The organism is Nocardia sp. NPDC059177, assembly GCF_042755165.1.
Classification (GTDB): Bacteria; Actinomycetota; Actinomycetes; order Mycobacteriales; family Mycobacteriaceae; genus Nocardia.
The window spans coordinates 13,283-31,951 of record NZ_JBHZBX010000007.1 but is presented as its reverse complement, the minus strand read 5'-3'; the positions used below and the strand labels follow the sequence as shown (position 1 = coordinate 31,951).

The window sequence follows — 18,669 nt, the reverse complement described above, 5'->3', positions numbered from 1 at the left end:
TCGTGTCGACTGCCACGTTTCCTGGCTCGGTGCCTGCCCTGGACGAGGGTGACTTCGCACTGGTAGCCAGGCTTCGCGCCACCTTCGATTCGGGCCGCACCCGGTCGGCGGAGTGGCGAATCGATCAGTTACGCGCATTGGAGCGGCTTCTGATCGAGCGTGAAGCCGACTTGGTGGCGGCGCTCGCTGCGGACCTGGGCCGACCGCAGCTGGACGCGTACATCGGTGACATCGCTCCGGTGCTGATCGAGTCCCGTTTCGCGCGAAGGCATCTGAGAGCGTGGATGCGCCGAAAGTACGCGTGGGTTCCGCGGGCGGTTCAGCCGGGCCTGGCGTGGTCGCAGTGCGAACCGCTCGGGGTCACACTCGTGGTCGGGCCCTGGAATTATCCTGTCTGCCTGAACCTCGCCCCGCTGGTCGGTGCGCTCGCCGCCGGAAATTGCGTCATCGTCAAACCTTCCGAACAGGCGCCGGCGGTATCGGCGTTGCTGGCCGAGTTCCTCCCGAGGTACCTGGACTCGGATGCAGTTGCGGTGGCGGAAGGTTCCGGCGCGCGGACCCAGGCACTCCTGCAGCATGGACTCGACCATGTCTTCTTCACCGGTGGCCCCAAGACTGGCAAGGCTATATTGGCAAGTGCCGCAGAGCATCTCACGCCGGTCACGCTGGAGCTCGGTGGATCTTGCCTGTGGTGACGGTGGATTCGGTCGAGGCCGCGATCACACATGTGCGGCAGGGTCAGAAACCGCTCGCTGTGTACCTGTTCAGCTCCGATCGTGCAGTGCAGCGCCGGGTGGTCACCGGGATCGGCAACGGCGGGACGATCATCAACCACCTGATGATCCACCTGCTGGTGCCGGGCTTGCCGTTCGGTGGCGTGGGCAACAGCGGCACCGGTAACTACCACGGCCGCCGGGGATTCGAAACGTTCAGTCATCGCAAGGCGGTACTGCGCAAGCCGGCATTTCCGGATCCGGATCTGGGATACCCGCCCTACTCCACATGGCAGCAATGGCTGCTGCGAAAGGTCTTCTGACCGTGACGGACCACGCCGCCAGTCCGATTCGTTTGCTCACCCCCGACGGAAAACTCTGCCCGAACGACCTAGTCACAGCCGAGATCTCGGCCGACCTGTGTCGGGACCTGTACCGGAAGATGGTGCTTGCCCGCCGATTCGACGCGGAGGCCCTGGCACTGCAACGGCAGGGCGAGCTCGGACTGTGGCTCCAGTGCGCGGGGCAGGAAGCTGCCCAAGTGGGCTCGATCTGCGCCCTGGACGAACAGGATTACGTCTTCCCCAGCTACCGCGAACATGCCGCAGCGCTCTGCCGCGGGATCACTCCGCGGGAAATCCTTGCCCAATGGCGTGGCTCGAGCCACAGCGGCTGGGCTCCCGACCATCGACGGTTCCACATCACCACGCTCGTGCTGGCGAGCCAGCTCTTGCATGCCACCGGGTACGCGATGGGCATTCAACGCGACGGGGCCGTCGAGTTGACCATGGCCTACTTCGGTGACGGGGCAAGCAGTCAGGGCGACGCGAACGAGGCCTTCAACTGGGCCGCGGTCGCGGGTGCGCCGGTGCTGTTCTTCTGTCAGAACAATCAATGGGCTATCTCTACGCCGGCCAGTGTGCAGACCAGGGCTCCGCTGTTCCAGCGGGCTCGTGGATTCGGCATGGAGGGATATTCGGTCGACGGCAACGATGTGCTCGCAGTTCATGCGGTGACGCGGCTTGCCGCGGAGTACGTCCGTGGTGGCGGGGGCCCGGCGCTCATCGAAGCAGTGACCTACCGGATGGGTGGGCACAGCAGCGCGGACGATCCACGCCGGTACCGGTCGGATTCGGACGTGGATCGATGGCGCGAACTGGATCCGATCGACCGGCTACGGCGCCTGCTCGATAATCAAGGCTGGGCCGACGAGACTTTTCATGCTGCGGTGAACGCTGAGGGCCGGGAGCTCGCGGCACAAGCGCGGCGCGACTGTCTGAACCTCGGCGCGCCCGCGCCGGATGCCCTCTGGCGCAATGTCATGGCGCACCGGACGGTGGCCGGCCGCGAGGAACGCGAGTACTACCTCAGGTATGCGGAGTCGTTCTCATGATCACTCTGGCCTCAGCTCTCAATCGGGCTCTGCATTCGGCGTTGGAGGAGGACCCCAGGGTCCTTGTGATGGGTGAAGACGTCGGCGCTCTCGGCGGGGTGTTCAGGGTAACCGATGAACTGCAGAAGAAATTCGGCGAGCAGCGGGTTTTCGATACACCCTTGGCCGAATCGGGAATCATCGGCACGGCGATCGGCCTCGCATTACGCGGATATCGTCCCGTCTGTGAAATCCAGTTCGATGGATTCGTCTATCCTGCCTTCGACCAGATCGTCTCGCAATTGGCGAAACTGCGGGCCCGTTCCGGCGGAGCGCTGTCGTTACCGGTGGTCATTCGCATTCCGTCGGGCGGCGGAATCGGCGCAGTCGAACATCACAGTGAATCCAACGAGGCCTATTTCGCGCACACCGCCGGATTGCGCGTGGTGGCTTGCAGTGATCCCAACGACGCGTACTGGCTGTTACGGCAGGCGATCGCGTCGGACGATCCGGTGATCTTTTACGAGCCCAAGCGATTGTATTGGGAGAAGGGCACTGTCACGGCGAACGCGCCCGCGGACGGGTCTGTATCGCTCGACAGCGCAGCGGTGATCAGGGGCGGTCGCGATCTGACGTTGATCGGGTACGGCTCGACGGTGCACACATGTCTCGGCGCGGCTGAAATCGCGAGCGAGGAGGGCCGAGAGCTGGAAGTGATAAATCTCCGGTCACTCTCACCGATCGACATCGGCACCGTGGCGGCATCCGTGGCCCGCACCGGCCGGTGTGTCGTTGTCCACGAGGCTCCGACGTTCCTCGGGGTGGGGAGCGAGTTGAGTGCGCAGATAACCGAGCGATGCTTCTACTCGTTGGAGGCACCCGTCCTGCGCGTCGGCGGGTTCAACGTGCCCTATCCGCCCGCATTGCTGGAACACCATTACCTGCCTGATATCGACCGGGCGCTGGACGCTGTGGACCGAGCCTTTGCCTGGTGAGGAGTAGAACAATGGATACCGTGGAATTCCGCCTCCCGGACGTCGGTGAGGGCACCATCGAGGCAGAGGTCGTCGGCTGGTTGGTTGCGGTCGGCGACACCGTCGAGGTCAACCAATCGCTCGTCGAGGTCGAGACCGTGAAAGCTCGAGTCGAATTGCCGAGCCCGGCCGCCGGCATGGTCACCGAGATCCTCGCCGAGCCGGGGCACACGGTGCCGGTCGGGACCGCGATCCTGCGGCTGGCGACACAGGGAGTCCCGTCCGCACCGGCGGAGGCCGGTGTAGTCGCCGGAGCCAACGTTGGCGCCGGTGCGTCGAGCCGGTCGACCACTGAGATCTCATCGCCCGTGTACACACTCGGAAACGGATCCACCCTGCGGGCTTCGCGGCGATCCGCGGCCCGCTCGGGGACAGCCGAATCCGGAGGGGGCGAGCGGTCCGGGATTCAGGCAAGTCCGCCGGTCCGTCGGCTGGCAAAGGAATTGGGGGTGAACCTTGCGGATGTGCCTGCTGCCGGGCAGCGAGTCGCGGAGTGCGACGTCCTCCGCCACGGGAGCCGCGCGGCGCCGTCGAGCACTCCCGATGTGACCCGAGTCCCGGTGCGCGGGGTACGCAGGGCTACCGCGCAGGCTGTGGTTGCCAGTGCCTTTTCCGCGCCGCACGTCACCGTCTTCCTGACCGTCGATGTCACCCGCACCATGCGATTCGTCGACAAGCTCAAGGCCGACCGCCGATTCGAAAACGGCAAAATCACGCCGCTTCTGGTGGTCGCCCGCGCCCTGGTGATCGCGGCGCAGGAGTTTCCGGAAATCAACGCTTCATGGGCGGAATCCGGCGACGAGATCCTCATCAAGCGGGAAGTCAACCTGGGTATCGCCGCCGCTACACCGCGGGGACTGATCGTGCCGAACATCAAGTCCGCCCAGCGCATCTCGATGAGCGAACTCGCGGCCGAGCTCACCCGATTGACCTCGGCCGCTCGAGCGGGCCTGACGACGCCGGCGGCACTGACGGGCGGAACCATCACCGTCACGAACGTCGGTGTGTTCGGAGTCGACGCCGCCACGCCGATCCTGAACACCGGCGAGAGCGCGATACTCTGCTTCGGCGCGGTCAGGGAAATACCGTGGAACCACAAAGGCCGGCTGGCGCTGCGGAAGACCACGCAGCTGTCCCTGTCCTTCGACCACAGGCTGATCGACGGCGAGCTCGGCAGCCGGGTGCTGACCCGCATCGGTGAAATTCTGGAACGGCCCCAGTGGGAGCTGGCACTGGGGTGAACGTGGCAATCGCTCCGAATCGGCCCCTGTCCAGCCCAGACCATAAGGTAAGTCATCATGAATCTCACCGGCGAAATCAGTTCCGCTCGGCCCTTGCTCGTGCTCGCCACGACGGAGGAGGCCGCTCACCTGGCCGAAGACTTCCCCGTCCTGCTGACGGGAATGGGAAAGGTCAACGCCGCGGCGGCGCTGGCCGCCGTACTCGGCCGCGGCGACCTGCCCTCCGCTGTGGTCAATCTCGGTACAGCAGGGGCTCTTTCGGCGGTAGGTCCCGACGTGTACGAAGTGGGCACCGTAGTGCAACACGACTTGGACACGGCGGCCCTGCGAGCTCTCACCGGCGAGAGCTACGGTCTGCCACTGAAACTGACGGACGAAGGTCCGACGTTGGCGACCGGGGATTCCTTCATCGCCGACAGCTCGGCACGTGAGCGGCTCGCCGCTCGTGCCGATCTGGTCGACATGGAAGGCTATGCGCTGGCCCACGTATCGCTTCGCGCGCAGGTACCGGTCCGCCTCGTCAAGCATGTCAGCGACAGCGCGGACGAAGGGGCCGGCGACGCGTGGCGTCGCAATGTCGACAATTCCGCACGCGCACTGGCGGATTGGGTGCGGGCGAACCTTCGCTGACCGGTGTCCGCGTGTCCGGACGCCGTCAGTAGTAGATGGTTGTCCGATCGCTGACGCGGACAAGCTCACCGCGCTGATTGGTCCAACTGTCTCGGTCGATCAAGAACAGCAGCTTTCCGGCTGACCCGATCTTCTCGTATGCATCCAGAAGCGTTACGCGAGACTCCAATACGTCTCCGGCATGAATGTCGTTGTAGTGCCGGAACCGTAACCCGCCGTTCAATCCGCGGTATCCGACGGTAGTGCCCATGCCGCGCATCCAGGGGAACCCGTCCGTGCGCCGGCTGGGGTGCCAGGCGAACGGATTGAAGTCTCCGGGCGCCGCGCCGGTCTGCGACTCGCGGTCGGTGAATCCCTGGGGCACATGCCCGTCCGACGGTGGTGTTGCCGGATACCACACGGCACGCTCCCAACGCCGGATATCGTTCGGGTCGACCGGGTAGGAATAGAACGGCCCCTGCACATCGCCGATGAGGTCGAGCGTCCGCTGGTCGAGGTAGGCCCATTCACCCGGCGTCGGCGTGACACTTCCCACCCGACACTCGTCGCCGATCGAGTCGGCGTAACCGGCGCCCAGTATCGCGCGCGCCGGTGTCGTGTCGATGCCATGCTGATTTCGCATTGTCAACTCGACCTGGATTTCGCTACCGACATCTTTGTGGTCCGCACCGATCTCCAGCGTGTCTCCAGCAAAGCTCAATGCCGTGAATTTGCAGGAGAATTCGCGGATCCGCTGGGCGGGCGCCTTCAGGTGCTCCAGCCACGCATAGTAGTAGGCGATCCTGAGGTTGCCCATACCGAAGGCGCCCGGTTGGCCGGCCGCAATTGCCGCAGCGTCGGACATGTGCAGGTCGATGAACTCGTCATTGACAGCTGCGTACCTGTTCCAGCTGGGAAAGTCCGAGAGGCGCCGCCACTGCAGCCCAGTGCTCGAGCCGCCCAGGCTCTCTACATCACTCACCTTGCCAAGCTAGCGCCTGTTCGGTCATGCAGGCAAGGCCGTTCCATCAAGTGTCAACTGCCCCTTTGCATTTCGATGCTCTACGGGTGGACGCTCGCTGTAGAACGTGTTACAGTGTTGTCGCGTGGCATGCGTGTTGGGGAGGGTGAACGGGTCACATGGTGAAACGGGGAATTACTGTCGTCGTCATCGACGATCGCCGCTTGTTGCGCACGGCGCTCTGTGAGAGTCTTCGCGTCGAGCGGGACATCGAAGTGGTCGGCGACGCGGGTTCAGGGGATATCGGTGTCGAGATCGTCCGTAGCATGTCGCCGGATGTCGTGGTACTCGATGTCGACATTCCTGGCGAGGGCATCGCAATGACGCTGCGGCAGATCCGTCGAAGTTCTCCGGAGTCCAAAGTGCTCATCGTCACGATGCACCGCGGGGTGGAGATAGTGCGCGAGCTGTTTCGCCTGGGAATCTCCGGCTATGTGCACAGCAGTGCATGCCGCGACGATTTGATCGTTGCGATTCGCACCGCCGCACGGAGTGACCTCAGTTTCGTGCTGATTCCCAGGCAGCCGTCCGCCCCGGTCGACGACGAGCCCGACAGCGGCGAGGGCACACTCACGGCGCGCGAACTGGAAGTGCTCCGTTACGTGCAGCAGGCAATGAGTAATCGGCAAATCTCTCGTAATCTGAAGATCGCCGAGGGGACGGTGAAGCGTCATTTGAGAAATATTTTCGCTAAACTGGATGCGGAGTCGCGGATCGATGCGGTCAATCGTGCCGTGTCCGCGGGTCTCTTGCTGTCGAGTCAGGCTGCCACACCGGTACCTGAGCGGCAGGGCGCGCGGCGATGATGCTCTTACGATGAGATCCGCTCGGTGTCAATGTCCACTCCGGAGTATCTGAGTTCCCAATTCGATTCATTTCGGGACCGGCGAGTGTTGGATAGCCTGGCGGGTGTATAAGATGCATTCCTTTCTGAGGAGTCTCGATGACCATCAATGCAATCGTCATCGGTGCTGGGCCGTCAGGTCTGTTGGCTGCGGCGTCCATATCGCGGTTTGTCGACTCCGTGACTGTCATGATCATGCCGGATATCACGACCGGTAATCCGGGCCGGAACGCGGTGCTCATGCCGATCGAAGGTGGCCGATGGCTTGTGACCCTGGGCGCTACCCGTGGATCGACCTCGCCGGCTGACGACAACGAGTTCATGGAGTTCGCCCGGCACGGGCTTCCGCATGGACTGGTGGGTGATCTGATCGCCGACGCGGAGCCGTTGTCGGATACTTGGCGATCGCGCAGCACCACCAACCGCCGTTACGGATTCGGCAATTCGTCAGATCTGCCACCGGGTTTGATCGTGGTCGGTGACGCCGTGGCTGCATTCAATCGCGTATACGGTCACGGCTTGTCCTTTGCGGCACGATGCGCGCTGGCGCTTCGGAATGCCGTACAGAAATATGGGCCCGACCCGATGCGCTCGCCTTATGTTCAAAGCACAATCGCGGAGACGTCACAGATGCCGTGGCAAATAGCTACCAGTCAAGACAGTCGCTACCGTGAGACTATCGGACAGCCTCCGACGCGTAGTGCCGATATCCGCCACATATTCGCTCATCGTATCGTCCAGGCCGCAGCGGAACGGCCCGCCGTAGCCGCGGCGTGGATCGACATCATTTCGCTGTCCCGGCCGACCGTGACGATGGCGAATCCGGCCCTCCTGATGGGGGCGTTGCTGGGTCGGCGGCGCCCGCCGCGGCCCGATCCGCCCCTGACTCGGGTCGAACGGCAATTGCTCCCTACCCAGCGGTAAACGGCCGGTCAGCGGCCGAGTTCGGCGGCAATGCCGTCAACTTACGATCGTAGCCGCTGGTCAGCGGCATGACGGCTCACTGGACCGGATCGCCTGCGGGGCAGTGGATTTCGCGTATCGTGCCGACCCGTGGTGGAGGCGGAGGGGCGGTTGACCGACCGGATCGGATTGGGTGTGCTGACCCGGGTGGTCGGCGCGGACCTGGTCGACGAGGTGCTGACGCAAACGGGCCGGACCGAGAAGCGACGGCGGCTGCTGCCCGCGCGGGTAGTGGTGTATTTCGTGCTGGCGTTGACGTTGTTCTTCGACGACGCCTACGCGAGCAAGTCCTCACGAGAATTAGTGGGGAGCTAGTGGGGAGAACGAGCCAGGCCGGACTCCGATTGCTTCTCGGAACCCGGCCTGACCTGCACTTGTTGTGGAGCTAAGGGGAATCGAACCCCTGACCTTCTCGATGCGAACGAGACGCGCTACCAACTGCGCTATAGCCCCGTGCGGCTCTGGTGAACCGCGCTGTCACACTGTATCAGGCGTTCGGTCCCGATACCGAATCGGTATTCTGACCTGCTGTTCTGCGGTGATTCACCAGTTACTCGCCGACTGCGCGACCGAGGTCTTCGACCCGGTGCCGGAGCGCGCGCGAGGTGGCTGGATCGAAGGCTTCGAGGTACTCGAACATCGGGTCCTCGTCGTCGGTGTCGAGCAGGGTGGAGCGGCGGCGCAGGGCGCGCGCGGTGTCGCGGTCCATGGTGCGCCGGGTTGTCGCGGCCTCGGGGGTGACGGCGGTTTCCTCGCGGCGCTTGCCACGGGTGAGGCGGGCCGCGCGACGCCGGCGGATCTCCTCCTCCACGTGCACCTGCTTGCGCAGGTAGGCGAGGTAGCCGGTGAGCACGGCCGCCGACAGGCCGCAGGCCCACCAGAACATCGAGTTCAGCAGCAGCCCGAAGGCCGCGAACAGGATGACGGCGATGATCAGCCCGAGCACAGCACGCTGCCGGAAGCTGTAGCGGGCGGCGCGGGCGATCGCGTCGGCCTCGGGGTCGTAGCCGCCACGGCCACGGCGCGATGGCACGAAATCCTCGTCGTCGTCGGCGGCGGAGTCCTCCGGTATCTCGACATCGTCGAGCCGGGCCGGCGGTGCGGGTGGGATGCGCGCGGCGACGGGGGCCTCGTCGGCGTCCTCGGGCGAGACCTGTTCGGGCGCCTCGTCTTCGACGTCACCGGGGCCGGAATCGACTGCCTCGCCTGGCTCTTCACCGGAGCTATCCGCGGCGGCATCGGGCTCCGGTGGTGCGGCTTCGAGTTCGCCTGCTGTGGTGGGCTTTTCGTTGTCGTCTTCGGTGACGGGCACGTCGGTCGTCATCCGATCCTCCGAGTCGGTTCGGTGGGGGTGCTTGCTCAGCACACGGGGGCGGTAGTCGGGATCGGTCTCGTGATCGCCCGCGGCCCCGATCCGGATCCGTCGTTCGGCCCCGCCACGGTGCAGCACCCGCGTAGCGAGTGCGGCATCGGTGGTGCGGCGGATCCGGGGATGCCGGTCCGCCAGAATCGGGAACAGGACGAAGACCCACAGCACGACCAGTCCGATCCACAGGATCGAATTCGGCATCGCGGTCATCACCTCCCGTCCCCGCCTGCGTGTTGTCCATCCGTGGACGCACCACCGACGTCCGTAGGTTAATTCGGGTGCGCGCGCCCGTGTGGCAGGCGCGCCGAACACACCTGCCACATGAGTAACAGAAATTTCACGGCAGCGCCGCTCGACCCTCCCTGACCAGGCGGTCGGTCACGGTGCCCATGACCTCTTCGACTGTGAGACCGACCAGCATGTGATCGCGCCACGCGCCGTCGACATCGAGGTAGCGGCGCAGCAGGCCTTCCTCCCGGAAGCCGACATTGCGCAGAACCGCCTGGCTGGCGAGGTTTTCCGGGCGCACGGTCGCCTCGACGCGATGCAGGCCGACCGGCCCGAAGCAGTGGTCGAGCCCCAGCCCCAGCGCGGCTGTCGCCACGCCTTGACCACCCAGGTCCTTGGCCACCCAGTAACCGATCCAGGCCGAGCGCAGCGCACCGCGGACGATATTGCCGATCGTCAGCTGTCCACTGAACTGGCCGTCGACCTCGATCACCAACGGGATCATGGCGCCGCGCCGGGCCTCGGCCTTCAAGCTCGTCCACAGTGACGGCCAGTTCGAGGCGTGATTGCGCGCCTCCCAGCTGCCGCGCCCGGTCGGCTCCCAGCGTTCCAGGTGGTCGCGGTCGCGCAGGCGGATACGGCTCCACGCCGCGGCATCACGAAAACGCACCGGGCGCAGGGTCACCTGCCCACCCGCCACGATCAGCGGCCCGAGCCGAGCGGGCCATCCGGGGTGCTGTCCGGCCCGGAATACGTTCATCGACTCCACGTTTCAGCCGCGCTGCGCCAGGAATGCGACCCGCACCTCGTCACCGGTGCGGAAATCGGTGTCGTCGGGTTCGACCACAATCAAGCTGTTGGCCTCGGCGAGGGTGGCCAGCAGATGCGACGAGCCGCTGTTGCCGTTACCCAGCGGCTGCACCAGGTAGTCGCCGGTGGCCTCGTCGCGCAACAGCTGCGCGCGCAGATAACCCTTGCGGCCCGGCATCGAGGAGACCGGGGTGATGGTGCGGGCGTTGACGATTCGGCGCATCGGCTGACGACGGCCCAGCGCGATCCGGATCAGCGGACGCACCATCACCTCGAACACCACCAGCGCGCTCACCGGATTCGACGGCAACAGGAAGGTCGGCACCTCGTCGCGGCCCAGCCGCCCGAAGCCCTGCACCGAACCAGGATGCATGGCGATCCGGTCGACCTCGAGCTCACCGAGCCCGTCGAGCGCCTCGCGCACCTGATCGGAGGCCCAGCCGCCGACCGCACCCGCGATCACCACGACCTCCGAGCGCACCAGCTGACCCTCGACCACATCGCGCAGCCGCCGCGGGTCGGCGCTGACGATGCCGACCCGGTTCACATCGGCGCCCGCGTCACGCGCGGCGGCGGCCAGCGCATAGGAATTCACGTCATAGACCTGGCCGGGGCCGGGCGTGCGATCGATATCGATCAGCTCGCCACCGATCGAGATCACCGACAGCCGCGGGCGCGGGTGCACCAGCACCTTGTCCTGGCCGACAGCGGCCAGCAGGCCGACCTGGGCGGCGCCGATGATGGTGCCCGCGCGCACGGCGACGTCACCGGGCTGCACGTCGTCACCGATGCGGCGCACGTAATCGCCCGAGCGCACCGGCTCGAACACCTTGATCCTGGCCCGGCCACCGTCGGTGAAGTCCAGCGGCAGCACGGCGTCGGCGAGCGTGGGCAGCGGCGCGCCGGTGTCGACGCGCACGGTCTGGCGTGGCTGCAACCGGATGGGCTGCCGCGAACCGGCCACCACCTCGCCGACCACCGGCAGCGTGAGGTCGATCAGCTCGCCCTCTTCGTCACGGACATCGGTGCCCGCTGCGGTCACGTCGACGCTGCGCACCGCGTAGCCGTCGATGGCGGCCTGATCGAAGCCGGGCAGCGGACGTTCGGTGACCACGTCTTCGGCGCACAACAAACCCTGGGCCTCGGAAATCGCCACCCGGACCGGCCGGGGCGCGACCGCTGCCGCGGTGACCTTGATCAGCTGATCCTCAACCGAACGCATCAAGCTCCTGTATCTATGGCGGCGGCTGCGCCGCCGCGGGTTCGCGACCGCCTGCCCAAGTATCCGCGCTAAGCACCAGTGGCCCGGGGGTCCCACTCCGGGCTGAGCCGGAAATTCAGCCACTCGCGCAGCTGTGGGCCGTATTCCTCCCGCTCGAGGGCGAAATCGACGGCAGCTCGAAGATAACCGCCCGGGTTGCCCAAATCGTGGCGCGACCCACGGTGGACCACGACATGGACGGGGTGGCCCTCGGCGATCAGCAGGGCGATGGCGTCGGTGATCTGCAGTTCTCCGCCCGCGCCCGGCTCGATGCGGCGCAGTGCGTCGAAGATCACGCGGTCGAGCAGGTAGCGGCCGGCCGCGGCCAGGGTGGACGGGGCGTCGGCCAGCTCGGGCTTCTCGACCATGCCCTTGACGCGCAGCACATCGGCTTCCGCGCCGTCGGCGAGCGCCTCGACATCGAAGACGCCGTAGGCGCTGACCTGGTCTTTGGGCACGTCGATGGCACACAGCACCGAGCCGCCGCGCTCGCGGCGCACCCGGCTCATCGTCTCGAGCACGCCGCACGGCAGCACCAGGTCGTCGGGCAGCAGTACCGCGATGACGTCCTCGTCGGCGTCGAGCACGGCCTCGGCCTGGGCGACCGCGTGGCCCAGCCCCAGCGGCTCCTCCTGCACGACCGAGGTGACATCGAGCAGGGCGGGCGCCTTGCGGACCTTCTCCAGCAGCGCGAACTTGCCGCGCTCAGCGAGGGTGCTCTCCAGCACCAGGTCCTCGACGAAGTGGGCGACCACGCCGTCCTTGCCCGGCGAGGTCACGATCACCAGCCGGTCGGCGCCGGATTCGGCGGCCTCGGCGGCGACCAGCTCGATGCCGGGGGTGTCGACCACCGGCAGCAATTCCTTGGGCACCGTCTTGGTGGCAGGCAGAAACCGCGTCCCGAGTCCGGCCGCGGGTACCACCGCAGTGCGGAAACCGGAAGTCTTGTCTGTCATGCGTATACCCTATCCATTCAGCGTGCCGTCCGATCGCCCCGTCGCGACGATCCGGCGTCGGCAAGAGCTTAGGGTGGTCGCTGTGGAGATGCCCGGTGAGCGCACCAAATATGCGTGGCGGACCAGGATCCTGGCCGATCGCGCGCAGGTCGGCGCCGCCGAGCACACCACGGAAGCCGGCTTGCTCGCCGCGCGGATGCCCGGGCTGGCCGGGGCCGATGCGGTGGTGTGCGCCTATGTGCCGATCCGCGGCGAGCCGGGCGATCTGCGGATGCTCGACGCGCTGCGGGAGCGCGACGCCACAGTGTTGCTACCGGTCACCGGGGAGCCCGGACCACTGAGCTGGGCGCGCTACGAGGGCCCCGATTCACTGCGTAAGGCCCGCTTCGGCCTGCTCGAACCGGCGACGGCGATCCTGCCGCCCGCGACGGTGGCCGAGGCGTCCACGATCCTGGTTCCGGCGCTGGCGGTGGACCGGCGCGGCGTGCGGCTCGGACGCGGGGCGGGCTACTACGACCGCACCCTGAGCGCGGTGCGGCCTGCGACTCGCCTGATCGCGATCGTGCGGGATAATGAACTGGTCGACCGGCTGCCGGAGGAACCGCACGACCGGCGAATGGGGTGGGCGCTGACACCGGCGGGCGGACTCTGCGAACTGGGCCGCGACCAGCCTGTTCGACCGGAATGAAAAGGCGATTCGCGACGTTGGCAGTGTCGGCGGTAGAGTGCTAGATCGACGAGACTTGCGGAGGATCCTGTGCCAACTTATTCATACGCGTGCACCCAGTGTGACAACCGCTTCGACATCGTTCAGTCCTTCTCCGACGACACACTGACGGAATGCCCGCAGTGCTCCGGGAAGCTGCGGAAGCTGTTCAACTCGGTCGGTATCGTGTTCAAGGGCAGCGGTTTCTACCGCACCGACAGCCGGGGTGGCGCGTCCACCGCGAGCGAGCCGGCCAAGACGTCCTCGGACAGCAGTAGCAGCAACGGCGATTCCGCCGCGTCGAGCGCCGGCTCGAGCTCGGCTCCGGCCGCCGCCAGCTGAGGTTTTCCGCAGTTATCCACAGCCCCGTAGTTATCCACAGGCGGGGCTTTCGGCCGCATTTCCGGCTGGTCGGATCCCTAGGCTTCGAGCATGACTCGCAGTCTCGCCGACCTGGGCAGGCCCAGCTCCTGGCGCTTCGCCTTCGGTAACCGCCCCGCCTGGGCCGATGCCCTGCTCGCCCGGCGCATACTCGCGACCCTGCTCGCGCTGACGGCGCTCGCGCTGTTCGTGCGCGGCGATCCCGGTAGCGCGCGGCGCGCGGTGGTCGTCGCCGCGCACGATCTGTCGCCCGGCCGGCTGCTCACCGCCGACGACCTGCGCCTCGATCAGCGCGAATCCCGTTCGTTGCCAGCGGGTTCCGTCACCGAGACGGCCACCCTGCTCGGCGCGACCCTGTCCGGGGCGATGCGCGCCGGGGAGACCTTCACCGATCTGCGCGTGGTCGGGCCGCGCCTGGCCGCCGCGGCGGCGGGCAGCGCCGACGCGCGGATCGTGCCGATCCGGCTGGCCGATCCGGCGGTGGCCGAGGTGTTGCGCGCGGGCGATCGCGTCGATGTGGTCGGCGTGGCGGACGCCGGTGCGCCCGGTGCGGCCCGGCCGGCGCGCACCCTGGCCACCGATGCCGCGGTCGTGCTGGTCACCGCGACCGGCGAGCGGCGCTCGGGTGCGGAACGGGTGGTCCTGGTCGCGCTGAGCACCGAATACGCCACCGCCGTGGCCGGCGCCTCACTGCGTACGGCACTCACCGTCGTCTTCCATTGAGGACCACGAAATCGCCCGCCTCCGCCGCGCACGGGCAGTTCGCGAGAAATTTGCCATCACTCTAGTTAGCATCACATTCGACCAGCACGATCGTTTCAGCATTCGAATTGGGAGCGCAGCGCCCCGGGCCGGCTCCGCTACGAAGGAGGCATCGGCATGCTCAAAGGTTTCAAAGAGTTCCTGCTCCGCGGCAATGTGGTCGATCTGGCGGTCGCCGTCGTCCTGGGTACGGCATTCGTCGCGATCGTCACCGCGTTCACCAACGGGATCATCAATCCGCTGCTGGCGGTATTCGGCGGAACCAACGAGATGGGCCTGGGTATCCAGCTGGTCGCCGACAAACCGGCGACCTTCATCGAGATCGGGCCGATCATCACGGCGGGCATCAATTTCCTGCTGATCGCCACGGTCCTGTACTTCATTCTGGTGCTCCCGGCGACCATGGCCAAGAAGCGGTTCTCTACTGCCGACGAATCGCTCACCGAGAACGAATTGCTGATCCAGATCCGCGATTTGCTGGCCGAGCGGGGAAATTCCTCCAATGGCAAGCACAGTTTTACCGCCGAGCAGCCCGAGTCGACCACCGACGGTAAGCACACATACTGAATTCCGCTGCCGCACATACGCTTCGGGGCCCACTCAGGTCGACTGAGCGGGCCCCGATGCTGACCAGGTGGGCGATCAGCCGAGGCTGAAGGGCTGGCCCCACAGGGTGACCCAGCTGATCACATTGTCGGTTTCCACCTCGACGCTCACGAACGAGCGAGCCTGGGCGTAGCCACCGCAGCCGGACAGGCCGATGGTCTCGTCGGCCCAGGTCACCGAGCCGCTGCCGCCCTTGAAGGCGTTGCGGGTCTTGTGTGACTCTTCGCCGTAGTCGTCGGGCATTTCCAGGTCGAGCACGTAGAAGGACTTGGACTGGCCGGGGCCGAGCGTGAGCGAGCCGCCGCCCAGACCGACCGCGCTGTCGGCGTCGAAGCCACCCTCGGCCGACGGCCCGCCGCCCGCGATATTGACCTGGCAGCCGACGGTGTAGCCGGGGAAGATCTTTCCGCCACCGCCGCCCGACACCGTCACCTGGGCGCTGCCCGATACCCACGCATTACGGTGCACGGGCGTAGATCCCATCGAGGGATTGATGTTCGCGGACTCCCCGACCATGCTGATATCGACGACAGTGCCGTCGGACAGGGTTTTGCTGATGTGCCCGCCCGGCAGTGGAATAAAGGTGTCGGCCTGTGCCGCACCGGTGGAGAACAAGCCAAGTGCCATGGTCGCCGCGGCGGTGAGACCGGCCACGCGCGTCATGTTTGCGACATTGATCATCACAGTTGACCCCTCGAGGGTGAATTCGTGTGAGCTAGCGAGGATTTCGTGTCTCAGCCGATGCTGAACGGCATGCCGTACAGGGTCGTCTTCGAGTAGTGGTCACCGATGATCTCGACGACCGTGTACGACCGTGCCTGGGCATAGCCCGCGCACCCCTGGATCTGGATCTCGGCATCCTGGTATTCCACCGAGTAGACACCGGGCTTCAGGATGTCCTTGGAGCTGATCTGGACGAAACTCACGTCGCCGGGCCCGAGATTCAGGCCGATCGAGGCCTCACCCAGCGGACCGTCCACGTTGTCGAAGCCGATCGCGGCCTGGGCGCCGATGGCTTCGTCGCCGATGCTCACCTGGCATCCGACGATGTAGCCCGTACTCAGCTGCGACGCACCGTGTGTCGACGAATTGTTGGAGCCGGGGCGGTTGGCCGGGCCGTTCCACGGACCCACCTCGCCCTCCGGGGTGACCTGCACATCGGCGCGCGCATTACCCGACACCCAGACCACGCGGCCCGCACCGTTGGCGGCCAGCGACGGGGAGATGACGGCATGCTCGCCGGTCCGGCTCACCGTGACGCCGGGGCCGTTCTTCTGGCCGTCCGGCAGTGGAACGAAAGTATCCGCGTTGGCAGCACCGGCCGACAACAAGCCGATCGTCACGGCCACTGCGGCACCGGCGCCCCAGGCACCGCGACGCACGCGGTTGGTGCGGTTCTCGCTCATTCTTCCCCTCGAGGTGTACGCAAAGTCCGACCTCGACCATCGAGGCCGATATCTGTGATGCGCCCGGACCCAGCTGGGGTGTGCCGCAAGGCAATCACCGCTGGCAACAGAACAGAACGCTCTGCCGGGAGGTGGATCGAGAAAGCTGAAAGCCGCCCCAAACATAGTGAGCCGACCGGCCGATGTCCAGCGCTGTCGCGTCGAGAGGACAACAAACGGGCCGGTCGCGTGGCGACCGGCCCGTTTTGTGTTCTGGTGTGAGTGTGGATCAGCCCAGGCTGAAGGGCTGGCCCCAGAGGGTGACCCAGCTGATCACGTTCTCGGTTTCCACCTCGACGCTGACGAAGGCGCGCGCCTGCGCGTAGCCGGCGCAGCCCGACAGCCCGATGGTGGTATCGGCCCAGGTCACCGAGCCGGAGCCGTCGGTGAACTTGTTGGACTTGCTGTGCGACTCGGAGCCGTAGTCGTCGGCCTTCTCGAGATCGAGAATGTAGAACGAGGAGGACTGGCCGGGGCCGAGCGAGAGCTCGCCGCCGGTGTTCACGCCGGCGTCGACGTTGCCCTCCCAGTCGCTGCCGACATCGCCGCCGCCGGAGACGCCGCCGCCGGAGATGTTGACCTGGCAGCCGACGGTGTAACCGGGGTAGATCTTGCCGGAGCCGCCGTCGGAGACGGTGACCTGCGCGCTACCGGAGACCCAGGCGTTGCGGTGCAGGGGGGTGGAGCCCATCGACGGGTTGATGTTGGCCGATTCGCCGACCAGGCTGATGTCGACGACGGTGCCGTCGGACAGCGTCTTGGTGATGTGGCCGCCCGGCAGCGGCACGAAGGTGTCGGCGTTGGCCGCACCCGTGGAGAACAGGCCGACGGCCACGGTGGCCGCGGCGCTGACGCCCGCCACCTTCGCCAGGTACTTACGGTTGATCATTGATTTGTCCCTCGAGGAGTGAGTTCGCCGCAGCGAGAAGAAGATTCGTACCGGTTCGAAGACGTCAGCCGATGCTGAACGGCATGCCGTAGAGGGTGGTCTTCGAGTAGTGGGAACCGATGATCTCGACCACGGTGTAGGCCCTGGCCTGCGCGTAGCCGGCGCAGCCCTGGATTTCGATCTCCGCGTCCTGGTAATCGATGGCGTAGGTGCCTGCCTTCAGGATGTCCTTCGAGCTGATCTGCACGAACTTGACCTCGCCCGGGCCCAGGTTGACACCGATCGAGCCGCCGGCGGTCACGCCGCCGGTGCTGATGCCGCCGGACACACCGGCGCCGATCGCGTCGTCGGCGATGCTCACCTGGCAACCGACGATGTAGCCGGTGTTCAGCTGGGAGGCGCCGTGGGTGGAGGAGTTGTTGGAACCGGGACGGCCCGACGGACCGTTCCAGGGGCCGACCTCACCCTCGGGGGTGTTGGCGACCTCGGCGATGGCGGTGCCCGAGACCCAGACGACGCGGCCCGCGCCGTTGGCGGCGAGCGACGGGGAGATCAGGGCATGCTCGGCGGTGCGGGTGATCGTCACGCCCGCGGGGCTGACCTTCTGACCGTCCGGCAACGGCACGAAGGTATCGGCGTTGGCGGCGCCGGTCGACAGCAGACCGAAGGCCACGGCGGCGGCAGCGCCGACGCCCGCGACACGGGCGCCGCGGCGCACACCGGTGGTGCGGTTCTCGCTCATACTTCCCCTCATCAGGTGTCTAACAGCCGGTCTCGACTTTCGAGACCGAACGGATGGACCTCACAGGCCCAGCTCAGTGTGTCGCCCCTTTGTTGCCGTTGCGTAACCAACTGTTATTTCGGCGATACAGACGGGGCCGGCGTGACGAACCCGAGCCAGGGTTCACCGGTGTGGATCAACTCACGGAAGTGGGTACTGCGGGGGCCAGTAGTTGATGGCTCGATGGCGAACATTAAACGCTCGAGCAGCAATACGCCAGGGAAAGAGTTCGTAAATTTCATCGTGACCCGGGGCACATGTGCGCACATCGCCACATGCTTTGACATGCATCAATGCCCTCGGCGGCGGCCGTGTCAACGGGGGTCGACCAGAGGTGGTTCAACCGCGGCGAACCACCCTTATACGACAAAAAGACCACGCTCTCGCGTGGTCTGGGGGAATTGTCACCGGTTCGCAATCACCGCAAAAAGGACATTACTGCGGAGTATTATTACGTAGGCACTACGTAGATAACGGCATGGTCACCCGTGGTGCGGCGGTACCTGCGACCGTAACCATTCGTCGTTATCGGAGCGGCGCGACTGTTCGCCCCGCTCGTCACCGGTGGTATCGGGCAGCACGTCACCGAAGATCCGGGCCAGGCGCAGTGCCTCGGCGGCCTTGCGCCGGACCTCGTCCTGATCCCGCGGCGACGTGCTGTCCGGTGTCGGCATCGAT

The 18,669-nt window shown here is 66.1% G+C and carries 20 protein-coding genes, 1 tRNA gene and 2 pseudogenes; 12 read left to right on the top strand and 11 right to left on the bottom strand.

The features are described from left to right. Positions 1 to 29: 29 nt before the first annotated feature. The 5 genes and pseudogenes from ACFXK0_RS10890 to ACFXK0_RS10870 all read left to right on the top strand — a co-directional run bounded on the left by ACFXK0_RS10890 (position 30) and on the right by ACFXK0_RS10870 (position 4,990). A pseudogene (locus tag ACFXK0_RS10890) lies at positions 30 to 1,036 on the top strand (aldehyde dehydrogenase family protein). A gap of 2 nt (positions 1,037 to 1,038) precedes the next feature. Next, on the top strand, positions 1,039 to 2,106 hold the full coding sequence (locus tag ACFXK0_RS10885) for a thiamine pyrophosphate-dependent dehydrogenase E1 component subunit alpha (RefSeq protein ID WP_379409868.1): 1,068 nt from the start codon (positions 1,039 to 1,041) through the stop codon (positions 2,104 to 2,106). Next, positions 2,103 to 3,080, top strand: coding sequence for an alpha-ketoacid dehydrogenase subunit beta (locus ACFXK0_RS10880; RefSeq protein WP_379409866.1), 978 nt, complete (start codon positions 2,103 to 2,105; stop codon positions 3,078 to 3,080). The genes ACFXK0_RS10885 and ACFXK0_RS10880 overlap by 4 nt, the downstream gene beginning before the upstream one ends. Before the next feature lie 11 nt (positions 3,081 to 3,091). Further along, positions 3,092 to 4,360 carry a dihydrolipoamide acetyltransferase family protein gene (locus ACFXK0_RS10875; RefSeq protein WP_379409865.1) on the top strand — a complete coding sequence of 423 codons (1,269 nt, stop codon included), beginning with the start codon at positions 3,092 to 3,094 and terminating at the stop codon, positions 4,358 to 4,360. A 57-nt stretch (positions 4,361 to 4,417) separates the two neighbouring features. After that, positions 4,418 to 4,990, top strand: a complete 573-nt coding sequence (locus ACFXK0_RS10870; protein WP_379409863.1) for a nucleosidase — start codon at positions 4,418 to 4,420, stop codon at positions 4,988 to 4,990. A 25-nt stretch (positions 4,991 to 5,015) separates the two neighbouring features. Here the strand turns inward: ACFXK0_RS10870 and ACFXK0_RS10865 are convergent, their stop codons facing one another. Then, positions 5,016 to 5,951, bottom strand: coding sequence for a MaoC family dehydratase N-terminal domain-containing protein (locus tag ACFXK0_RS10865; RefSeq protein ID WP_379409862.1), 936 nt, complete (start codon positions 5,949 to 5,951; stop codon positions 5,016 to 5,018). Positions 5,952 to 6,109: 158 nt separating this feature from the next. Here ACFXK0_RS10865 and ACFXK0_RS10860 point away from each other — a divergent pair, with 158 nt between their 5' ends. The 3 genes and pseudogenes from ACFXK0_RS10860 to ACFXK0_RS10850 form a co-directional block, all read left to right on the top strand. Continuing rightward, positions 6,110 to 6,796, top strand: a complete 687-nt coding sequence (locus ACFXK0_RS10860; RefSeq protein ID WP_379409861.1) for a LuxR C-terminal-related transcriptional regulator — start codon at positions 6,110 to 6,112, stop codon at positions 6,794 to 6,796. Between the two features lie 137 nt (positions 6,797 to 6,933). Further along, complete coding sequence (locus tag ACFXK0_RS10855) at positions 6,934 to 7,758, top strand: hypothetical protein (protein ID WP_379409860.1); 825 nt, start codon at positions 6,934 to 6,936, stop codon at positions 7,756 to 7,758. 93 nt (positions 7,759 to 7,851) lie between these two features. Next, positions 7,852 to 8,109, top strand: a pseudogene (locus ACFXK0_RS10850) (transposase domain-containing protein); the annotation flags it as partial. 68 nt (positions 8,110 to 8,177) lie between these two features. On the opposite strand, the gene ACFXK0_RS10845 reads toward ACFXK0_RS10850, so the two are convergent. From ACFXK0_RS10845 to ACFXK0_RS10825, 5 genes are all read right to left on the bottom strand, one after another. Further along, a tRNA-Ala gene (locus ACFXK0_RS10845) sits at positions 8,178 to 8,250 on the bottom strand. A gap of 97 nt (positions 8,251 to 8,347) precedes the next feature. Continuing rightward, positions 8,348 to 9,367 carry a gephyrin-like molybdotransferase receptor GlpR gene (glpR, locus tag ACFXK0_RS10840; protein ID WP_379409859.1) on the bottom strand — a complete coding sequence of 340 codons (1,020 nt, stop codon included), beginning with the start codon at positions 9,365 to 9,367 and terminating at the stop codon, positions 8,348 to 8,350. 136 nt (positions 9,368 to 9,503) lie between these two features. Continuing rightward, the gene (locus ACFXK0_RS10835; protein WP_379409858.1) at positions 9,504 to 10,154 is read right to left on the bottom strand and encodes a GNAT family N-acetyltransferase; all 651 of its coding nucleotides are present in this window, start codon (positions 10,152 to 10,154) and stop codon (positions 9,504 to 9,506) included. 12 nt (positions 10,155 to 10,166) lie between these two features. Beyond that, complete coding sequence (glp, locus tag ACFXK0_RS10830) at positions 10,167 to 11,426, bottom strand: gephyrin-like molybdotransferase Glp (protein ID WP_379409857.1); 1,260 nt, start codon at positions 11,424 to 11,426, stop codon at positions 10,167 to 10,169. Between the two features lie 68 nt (positions 11,427 to 11,494). Further along, positions 11,495 to 12,421 carry a UTP--glucose-1-phosphate uridylyltransferase gene (locus ACFXK0_RS10825; RefSeq protein ID WP_379409856.1) on the bottom strand — a complete coding sequence of 309 codons (927 nt, stop codon included), beginning with the start codon at positions 12,419 to 12,421 and terminating at the stop codon, positions 11,495 to 11,497. Positions 12,422 to 12,503: 82 nt separating this feature from the next. Between ACFXK0_RS10825 and ACFXK0_RS10820 the strand changes: the two genes are divergently transcribed. From ACFXK0_RS10820 to mscL, 4 genes are all read left to right on the top strand, one after another. Beyond that, positions 12,504 to 13,109 (top strand): 5-formyltetrahydrofolate cyclo-ligase, encoded by a 606-nt coding sequence (locus tag ACFXK0_RS10820; protein ID WP_379410152.1) that lies wholly within the window; start codon positions 12,504 to 12,506, stop codon positions 13,107 to 13,109. 69 nt (positions 13,110 to 13,178) lie between these two features. After that, positions 13,179 to 13,469, top strand: a complete 291-nt coding sequence (locus ACFXK0_RS10815) for an FmdB family zinc ribbon protein (protein ID WP_379409855.1) — start codon at positions 13,179 to 13,181, stop codon at positions 13,467 to 13,469. Between the two features lie 90 nt (positions 13,470 to 13,559). Beyond that, on the top strand, positions 13,560 to 14,231 hold the full coding sequence (locus ACFXK0_RS10810; protein WP_379409853.1) for an SAF domain-containing protein: 672 nt from the start codon (positions 13,560 to 13,562) through the stop codon (positions 14,229 to 14,231). Positions 14,232 to 14,387: 156 nt separating this feature from the next. After that, complete coding sequence (gene mscL / locus ACFXK0_RS10805) at positions 14,388 to 14,837, top strand: large conductance mechanosensitive channel protein MscL (protein WP_379409852.1); 450 nt, start codon at positions 14,388 to 14,390, stop codon at positions 14,835 to 14,837. A gap of 75 nt (positions 14,838 to 14,912) precedes the next feature. Here the strand turns inward: mscL and ACFXK0_RS10800 are convergent, their stop codons facing one another. The 5 genes from ACFXK0_RS10800 to ACFXK0_RS10780 form a co-directional block, all read right to left on the bottom strand. Next, positions 14,913 to 15,557 carry an MspA family porin gene (locus tag ACFXK0_RS10800; protein ID WP_379409851.1) on the bottom strand — a complete coding sequence of 215 codons (645 nt, stop codon included), beginning with the start codon at positions 15,555 to 15,557 and terminating at the stop codon, positions 14,913 to 14,915. A gap of 53 nt (positions 15,558 to 15,610) precedes the next feature. Further along, positions 15,611 to 16,282: an MspA family porin gene (locus tag ACFXK0_RS10795; protein WP_379409850.1), complete on the bottom strand. Its 672-nt coding sequence runs from the start codon at positions 16,280 to 16,282 to the stop codon at positions 15,611 to 15,613. 268 nt (positions 16,283 to 16,550) lie between these two features. Continuing rightward, complete coding sequence (locus ACFXK0_RS10790; RefSeq protein WP_379409849.1) at positions 16,551 to 17,210, bottom strand: MspA family porin; 660 nt, start codon at positions 17,208 to 17,210, stop codon at positions 16,551 to 16,553. Between the two features lie 64 nt (positions 17,211 to 17,274). Further along, a complete protein-coding gene (locus tag ACFXK0_RS10785) occupies positions 17,275 to 17,952 on the bottom strand; it encodes an MspA family porin (protein ID WP_379409848.1) in 678 nt (225 codons plus the stop codon). A 521-nt stretch (positions 17,953 to 18,473) separates the two neighbouring features. Beyond that, complete coding sequence (locus tag ACFXK0_RS10780) at positions 18,474 to 18,665, bottom strand: hypothetical protein (RefSeq protein WP_379409847.1); 192 nt, start codon at positions 18,663 to 18,665, stop codon at positions 18,474 to 18,476. Positions 18,666 to 18,669 lie beyond the last annotated feature (4 nt).